Here is a 7,698-nt window from a genome sequence, read left to right on the forward strand (position 1 = left end):
CGCGGGTGAATAGTTACAACAAAAAGAGGAGCTACAGCTCCTCATTTTTGTTTCTAAGAAGGCTCCGCTCTATCATTGATGCGAAGAGTACGACTCTAAATAAAGTTTTGCTTTCTGTTGAGCTTGCTGTAACTCGTCCGCGTTTAACTTGAGCGCTAAATCATCACGGAGCTTCTCCGCCGTTGCATAACCATTAGTAGATGCAACAGAGGCCCAAGCATAAGCTTCTACATTATTGAGCTCTACGCCCTCTCCTAATGAATACTTATAAGCTAAATTTCGCTGCCCATAAGCGTATCCATTTTCAGCCGCTTTTCGATACCACTTTACTGCTTCAAGATCATCACGCTCAACGCCCAGTCCTTTGGCATACATTACGCCTAGACTGTTCTGTGCTACGTCAAAGTTACGCTCAGCAGCCAGCCGATAATACTCTACTGCCTTGGCATTGCTCTTAGGTACGCCGCGCCCCCACTTGTACATACCAGCGAGATAATATTGGGCTTGAACACTGCCTTTTTGAGACGCCTTTTCGAACCATGACGCCGCTTCTTTGGCATCGTAATTTACACCATGGCCGTTGTCATACATCATGCCTAACTTGTACATAGCAGATTCACTGCCCTGTTTAGCCGCTTTGTGATACCACTCCACCGCTTTGGCATCATTTTCTTTGACCCCATTACCGTCAGCATAACGGTCACCTAACTCTATTTGAGCAAATAGATCACCTTGCTTGGCACCTTGCTCAACTTTTTTTACGCTCACTGTTGACCAATCTTTTATAAACGCAAGGCTTCCTGCACTAAAACACAGACCACATAGGGAAACCGCTAACAGTGTTTTTCGCATTGTTTATTCCTATCCTTAAAGACGTCGTCAAATTCTGCCATATGATTAATAATCTTCTGACTAATTAAAACAGAATTAGCGATACTCTGACAAAGAATTTCGTATTAGTCACAAAAATGTTGTGGGTTGAACGCAAACTAAGCATAAATATATCGTTTGCCTTTTCAAGTCCCGCCCTATTTGAGCCTACAAGGCTCAGCCTTGCAATCGTTTACAGAAATCCCTCGTTTTACCCTAGTAAGTTTTGTACACTCAGAAAAGATTTTGAATTGGTCAAATTAGATAAAGAACGGAGTAGTTATGGTCTCTAAATGGGCGAAACGATTCATTCAGATGGCGGAATTGGTTGGTTCCTGGAGTAAAGACCCATCGACGCAAGTTGGTGCCGTTATTACCAAAAATAATCGAATCGTTTCTGTCGGCTTTAATGGGTATCCCCATGGCATTTCTGATAGTGCAGAAGTCGATGAACGAGAAACCAAATATCTCAAGACTCTGCATGCTGAAGAGAACGCAATTTTATTTGCAAAGAGAGATTTAGACGGTTGTGAGATCTGGGTTACCCATTTCCCATGCCCTAATTGCGCTGCAAAGATTATTCAAACTGGTATTTCGGTCGTGCACTGTCCGCAACAAACGGAAGACTTTCTGTCTCGTTGGGGTGAAAAAATTTCACTGAGCCAAGATATGTTTGAGCAAGCAGGTGTTCATGTAGATTGGCTACCTTTAGAACAACTAGATTAGAAATCATAGCAGTCTGAGTGCTTATCTTTTAGTTTAGAACTTACCACCTAATTCTTAACTAAAGAGCTAATTACTCTACACACAATGAACTGATAGCCTAGGGGAACCGTAAGCCAAATTGCAAATAATAAATGCAATGAGGCTTAACATGAACATCGTCAAACTTTCACTATTTGCTTCTGCAGCAACGTTCCTAGCTGGCTGTGGAAGCGACTCTCACGACTCAACCCCTACTTCTCAACTTCGTGTAACGCATGCTAGTGCTGATGCACCGCAGGTTTCAATATTACTTGACGGAGCTATCGCCAGCGGACTTTCTGAAGTGGATTATCAACAAGGCAGCGGGCTAATCACTGTAGATGCGGGTAATCACGACCTCATCGTCAGAGGTTTATTGGCAGGAGATACGACCGCGGATGTCATCACTGCTAATGCTGTCAATTTTGCACCAGACATGCAGTATGACGTTTTTGCGGTAAATAACGTTAACGCAATCGAGCCTGTGATTTTGTCACGTTCGACCAGCGGTCCAGACGCTCAATCCGTGCGATTGGACGTATTACACGGTCATCCAGGAGTTGGTGGCGTCGATATTCACCTGACGACAGATCCAAGTATTAGTGCCAGCACTATCGCTATTTCAGACCTTACCTTCAAAGAAGACGAATCTCAGCTCCCAGTTACATTACCTTCGGGTGATTATCGCATTAGAATTACGCTGGCTGGAAAGAGTACTGATGCAGATGTAGTTTACGACAGTGGAACCCTGACATTCGACGGTGGCAGCGATCTAATGGTTACCGCAGTTCCAAATGTTAGTGGAGGAATAGTGTCACCTGTTAATTTGCTAGTTGCTGACGGTTCCGCTGTCAGCGTGTTGCGTAGTACAGGAGAAAAAGCAACAGTGCGAGTAGGTCATGCCGTTGCCGACCTCGGTGACGTCGACGTTCGAGCATCAGGTAACGTAGTGACAGGATTAAATGTTATTGGTTTTGAAAAAATCAAAAGCCTTGATTTGGCCGCTTCGTCATATGACTTAACCGTTACCCCAACTGGAGCAACTACACCAGAAGCAATTCAAGCTCCAGGAACATTATTTTCTGCTGGCTCGGAAACGACGATTTTTGCCGTGGGACGTTTTTCGGATCAATCTATTGAACCTGTGGTGATCGAAGATGATCTCAGAAGTGTGGCCTCCTACGCAAAACTACGTGTATTACACGCCAATCCAGTTGCAGGCACCGTTGATATTCACGCAGCAGCAACAGGCACCGGATTCTCTGCGAACACCGTTGTTTTGGAAGGCGTTAACTTTAGAGATACCGCTGTACTAGAGGTCAATGCTGGAACCTATGATTTTGCCGTCGCAGCCGCTGGAACGACAAACGTACTCTTGTCTGCTTCTGGAATCACACTAGCTAATGGTAACGTCGCAACAGCGTTCGCTACTGAAAACTCGATTGCGCTCAATGTAGACAAATAGCTTAAAGCTCACGTCTGACCAAAGTCCGCTATTAACATGTAGCGGGCTTTTTGCTCAGCCTTACCATTAATTTTCTTTCCATATATGTTTTAGTCCACTACAATCCGCGATCTTATAATTTGAGCCAATAGTAACTCCATCAATGACCAATTTTCTTGTTTCCGTTTTCAAGCGTGCCGTATGCACTTCTGCCTTAATATCTCTAGGTCTAGGTTCAGCGAACGCCATCGAGCTACCTCTATTTAAGAAGGAAGCAGAAGAGCGTGGATATACTCTACCCGAAGCGGTTGGACTTAGCTTGGGGTATATGAATGTGTCTCAAGGTATTAATGTCGACTCTATTGCTTTAACTGGCTTACCTAGCATTATTAAAGACCTGAATATCAACACACAAGGCGGTTACCAAGAAAGTGAAGTACTTACATTAAAGGCGGATGTTTGGGTCCTGCCATTTCTTAATTTCTATGCAATTGGTGGTAAGTTAAATGGCTATTCAGAAACCACTATTACATCCGCCAACGGTACAATTGACTTAGGCTTTTTGGGCCAGCACGAAGTCAGTATTGACGATATTAATGCACCATTTCGTCTGGACTTAGATGGATATATGTACGGTGCAGGTACGGTTTTAGCCGGTGGCTACGAAAGTGTCTTTGCTCTTGTTGACGCCAGTTATACAAAAACAAAATTGACAGTAATTGATGGTGAAATAGATTCTATTGTTGTATCGCCGCGAATTGGCTACGACTTTTCAAGAAATACCGACTTTCCCGTTAGAGCGTGGATTGGCGCGCAATATCAAAACATCGAACAAACCTTAACCGGAAATGTCAAAGATCTGCCTCTTGGTGGGTTAGGAGACTTAGGTTTCATACAAAACGCCAAGTTTACGGTTAATCAAAGTCTTGCAAATAACTGGAACACCTTGTTAGGCGCCCAGTACGAGTTTACTCCAAATTGGGTTTTAGTTACTGAAATGGGTTTGGGTCAACGTAAGAGCTTCTTTGTTACTTTGGACGCGCGATTCTAGCTACCGAGATTGCCAAAGAGAAATCTAACGCATCGATTTAATTAGATAATAACGGAATTTACATCTAGTTTGAGTTTATGTTTGCTTTGGGTAGATTCCTGCCTACGCGGGAATGACGTGGCTTCTTCCCTTGGGCTCGCTTCAGGTAATTGACAGCCTACGGAGGCTGGGGGCTTGTTGCAACGGCATTGAGTGCGGAGTGCGCGCTTCGAGTAGATCCCTGCCTGCGCAGGGATGACCACCTTTTTGGGTTTGGCTTTGTGCCGATTATGTCGCTTTTTTCTTTGTTAGTTCTAGTAATACCGGTAGTAAAACCAAACTAAATATCAAGATGCAGCTAAGTGCGATGGTTAGCACTAAGCCAATAGAATGCATCCCTCTATGTTCTGCGACGATTAGCGCTCCAAACGTAGCGAGTGTCGTTAGGCAACTAATCAAGGACGCTTTAGGTGTAGAGGTCTTAAAGAAAGCATCGATGTTTCTAACGGCTCTAAAACGCTTAACGATATGAATACCATTATCGACTCCCAATCCAAATATCAAAGGGATAACAATAATATTGGCCATGTTCATTGATAGATTAAACCAATGCATCATACCTAAAGTGGTAATTGCAGCAAGGCCAAGCGGAATAAAGATCAAAATAACATCACGCTTCTTGTCTACTGTCCAAATCAAAATGAGTGCAATACCAAATACAGACATCAAGATAGCGGCTTGAAACGCTTGGACAATAATACTGCCAACTTCTTGCTCTGCTACTGCACGTCCTGTTGCGTTAGAAGCGATTTTTTTCACCTGGGAGATAAACTGTTCCAATTCATGAACATTTGTCATATCTCCCTTAGGAGTAACTGCAACCAACCACTCTCCATTATTCGCGATGTAGCGTTGCTGTAGTGATTTTGGTAACTGACTGACTGACGGAGCTACAAGCTTAGCTTCCGGGTTATTAGCAAGTGATGAAAGGTTTTCAAACAGGTTCATTGTCACTTTCTGGGTGTCAATATCCGTAGGTAATTTCTCAGCATCAACCCAATGTTTTGACAATGCAGACTGTCTAAATTCGACATAATCCATTGGTTCGTCAACTGATTGAGCATTTATAGCGTTGTGTAGTTGTGAGTATCTCTGTTCGATTTTATTAGGTAGAAAATCACTCGCTATTGTTACATCTTGAACGCTTGTCTGACTCAGTAACCTTTTTTTCCACTGCTCAGCTTCTTGCTGATCCTTTGCTATTGCATACAGTTGGTAACTTGAACCAAGGCCGTGTTGTTGAAGCGCGTTTAAACCCGCCACTGACTCGGAGTTAGGATTTTTAAGAACCAATGTCGAGAAGTCGAATTTAAATTGTGTTGCACCATATCCCATACCGATAGCGAGAAGGCAGGAAGCCGCGACTATCAGTTTTTTGTTTGCATTTAGTTTTTTGCCAAACCATACAAATCGGTGTGTATCCACTTGATGCTTCACTGTTGGATACCCAAACAAAGTGAAGAACAACGGTATAATGATAAAGGTGGCGGCCAAACCTAAAATCATACCCAACGCAGATATAATGCCCAACTCGCCTAAGCCAGTGTAGCTAGTAGGATAAAAGCTTAGAAAGCCTAAGGCTGAAGATAAGGCACACAGAGTAAGCGGCTTAATTGAGTGAGATGCCGCAGCTTTCAAACTTGTGACGTTACTATCACCTCTTGCTCTTAGTTCATGAATATGCAGACAGAGGTGAATGGAAAAATCGACAGCTAAACCGATAAACATAACCATAAATACAATCGAAATCGTATTGTAAGACCCAACAACAAATAAGCCTGCCGCAAATGTCCATACTAAACCGACTAATACTGTTACGTAACATGCAAGAATGACACGTAGAGAGCGAATGCCAATAGCTAGTATTAGAACCAAACCTAGTAAAGACGCAGATCCAGCAATAGTAATACTGTTGTTTGCATCGGCAATTTCATCAAAGTCTAAGGCTGCTTGGCCGGTAATTTGGACTTTGATGTCACTTGGTAATTTCTGAGATTCAATAACACGATGAATAGTTTCTATTATCGCCCTATTGGGCTCTTTTACGGTCTCGTCAGGCTGAGCCACTATGGTAATAGCAAACGCTTTGGGCAGCTCTATGTTAGTTTTTAATAATTGCTGCCAATCCACTGCCTTGCTATCAATCGCTGACAGTAGAGGTGTAAGGGATGCTTGGTCTTGCTTGGCGAGGGAGCCGAAATATTGGTTAATATTCTGTGCTCTTGCTGCTTGAGCAGCAGGTTCAACGTCATCCTGTGCGGTTTTTAACAAGTGTTGAAATTCTGTGTCTGACAAGAAGCCCAGTGAGTATTGTTCAAACCAAGAAAGTGAGCTTGGTGCGAATACGTCTTTAAACAAAGCCTCTTTTGCTAAGGCGTCCGATAAATCGTCAACATGCTGCTTTAACTGCGGGTCGCTACTACTAGTAATAAGCAAGACGACATTCCCAGTATCAGGGAACGTGCGCTCTAACGTTGCTAAGTTCTCAACCCATTGACCTTCTTGTTTTACTAGAGAAGACAAGTCCGCGTTCATTTTAAAATGTTGCTGACCATACCAAGCACAAAGAGCGGTCAAAGAAAGAACAAGAAAAAGTGTTAGCTTAGGAAAGCGTAGAATATGAGAGATAAATCGGTTCACAGTAAGATTTGATACAAACGTTAATTAAGGCAATGATAGCCCAAAATCGCTAAACATTGGTTAACTTCCTGTCAGACCCGACTAATAAAAAAGGAGGCATCTGCCTCCTTTTTGCAATATTCATCACATCAAATGATTATTCTTGATCAATCATCCATTTGCGGAATTCTTTACGTTCTTCTTTTGAAGCTTTTAGGTACCATGCTTTTAGCTGTTCAATGTTGGAGGATTTCACAGACAGAGGCTTAACTTCAGCTTTTTTGGAAGACTGAGTAATTAACTCAGAGTTAGATACAACAGGTGCAGTAGCTACCGCAGCAACAACCATATTGCCGCTGTCAAATTTGACCCCATTTTTTTGATTATACTCAGCGACAAGTTCTTCAATATTCATGTAAGGCAGAAAACCTTCTCGGCCTTTCAGTTTCTCTTGTTCGTAAGGCAAGTTGACACTATCTTGGACTACACGCCATTGTGGTGAAGATACTCTAAATGCAGCCTCTGCTTCCTGCTTACTTCGCGCCAATGGGTGATTTATCTTCACCTCATCTCCTGTTACATTGAACGTCAACACATATGGTGCCGATGTATAAACATTTTGAGAACTGCCTTTCCCAATTTTCTTATCCATTCGAAGAACTACCTGTGTAAGACCAATGCCAATTTCATTAGGTTTGATTTTTGAATCAGCTTCTTGCCCATTAATATAGAGTAGAGATACTCCCTTCATTGGGATAAGAGTTGCCGCGTTAGAGGAAAATGCAACGCCTGCAGCTAAAAATGCTGTAACAATGGACAGTTTCACTATATATACTCCCTGATTTAGCTTTATGCCATTCTAAGTCATTATCGAACATCTCAATCATGCCATAGTTCCAGTTAGACAAAAGCTTTTTTTACGTTTATTTAT

Annotated in this window: 6 protein-coding genes; 3 read left to right on the forward strand and 3 right to left on the reverse strand. The window is 42.6% G+C overall.

From position 1 onward, the window contains the following. Positions 1-72 precede the first annotated feature (72 nt). Positions 73-852 (reverse strand): tetratricopeptide repeat protein, encoded by a 780-nt coding sequence (locus tag HW45_RS07770; protein WP_051867870.1) that lies wholly within the window; start codon positions 850-852, stop codon positions 73-75. 300 nt (positions 853-1,152) lie between these two features. Between HW45_RS07770 and HW45_RS07775 the strand changes: the two genes are divergently transcribed. The 3 genes from HW45_RS07775 to HW45_RS07785 all read left to right on the forward strand — a co-directional run bounded on the left by HW45_RS07775 (position 1,153) and on the right by HW45_RS07785 (position 4,109). Beyond that, entirely contained in the window at positions 1,153-1,596 is a 444-nt protein-coding gene (locus HW45_RS07775) for a dCMP deaminase family protein (protein WP_031495097.1), read from the forward strand. Positions 1,597-1,744: 148 nt separating this feature from the next. Then, positions 1,745-3,079 carry a DUF4397 domain-containing protein gene (locus HW45_RS07780; RefSeq protein WP_038226008.1) on the forward strand — a complete coding sequence of 445 codons (1,335 nt, stop codon included), beginning with the start codon at positions 1,745-1,747 and terminating at the stop codon, positions 3,077-3,079. Positions 3,080-3,221: 142 nt separating this feature from the next. Beyond that, the gene (locus tag HW45_RS07785; RefSeq protein WP_038226011.1) at positions 3,222-4,109 is read left to right on the forward strand and encodes a hypothetical protein; all 888 of its coding nucleotides are present in this window, start codon (positions 3,222-3,224) and stop codon (positions 4,107-4,109) included. Positions 4,110-4,376: 267 nt separating this feature from the next. Here HW45_RS07785 and HW45_RS07790 read toward each other — a convergent pair whose 3' ends face one another. Then, positions 4,377-6,671, reverse strand: coding sequence for an efflux RND transporter permease subunit (locus HW45_RS07790; RefSeq protein ID WP_235225392.1), 2,295 nt, complete (start codon positions 6,669-6,671; stop codon positions 4,377-4,379). A 253-nt stretch (positions 6,672-6,924) separates the two neighbouring features. Then, on the reverse strand, positions 6,925-7,593 hold the full coding sequence (locus tag HW45_RS07795) for a YccT family protein (RefSeq protein ID WP_038226015.1): 669 nt from the start codon (positions 7,591-7,593) through the stop codon (positions 6,925-6,927). Positions 7,594-7,698 lie beyond the last annotated feature (105 nt).

This window comes from Vibrio sp. ER1A, assembly GCF_000733315.1.
GTDB lineage: Bacteria > Pseudomonadota > Gammaproteobacteria > Enterobacterales > Vibrionaceae > Vibrio > Vibrio mediterranei.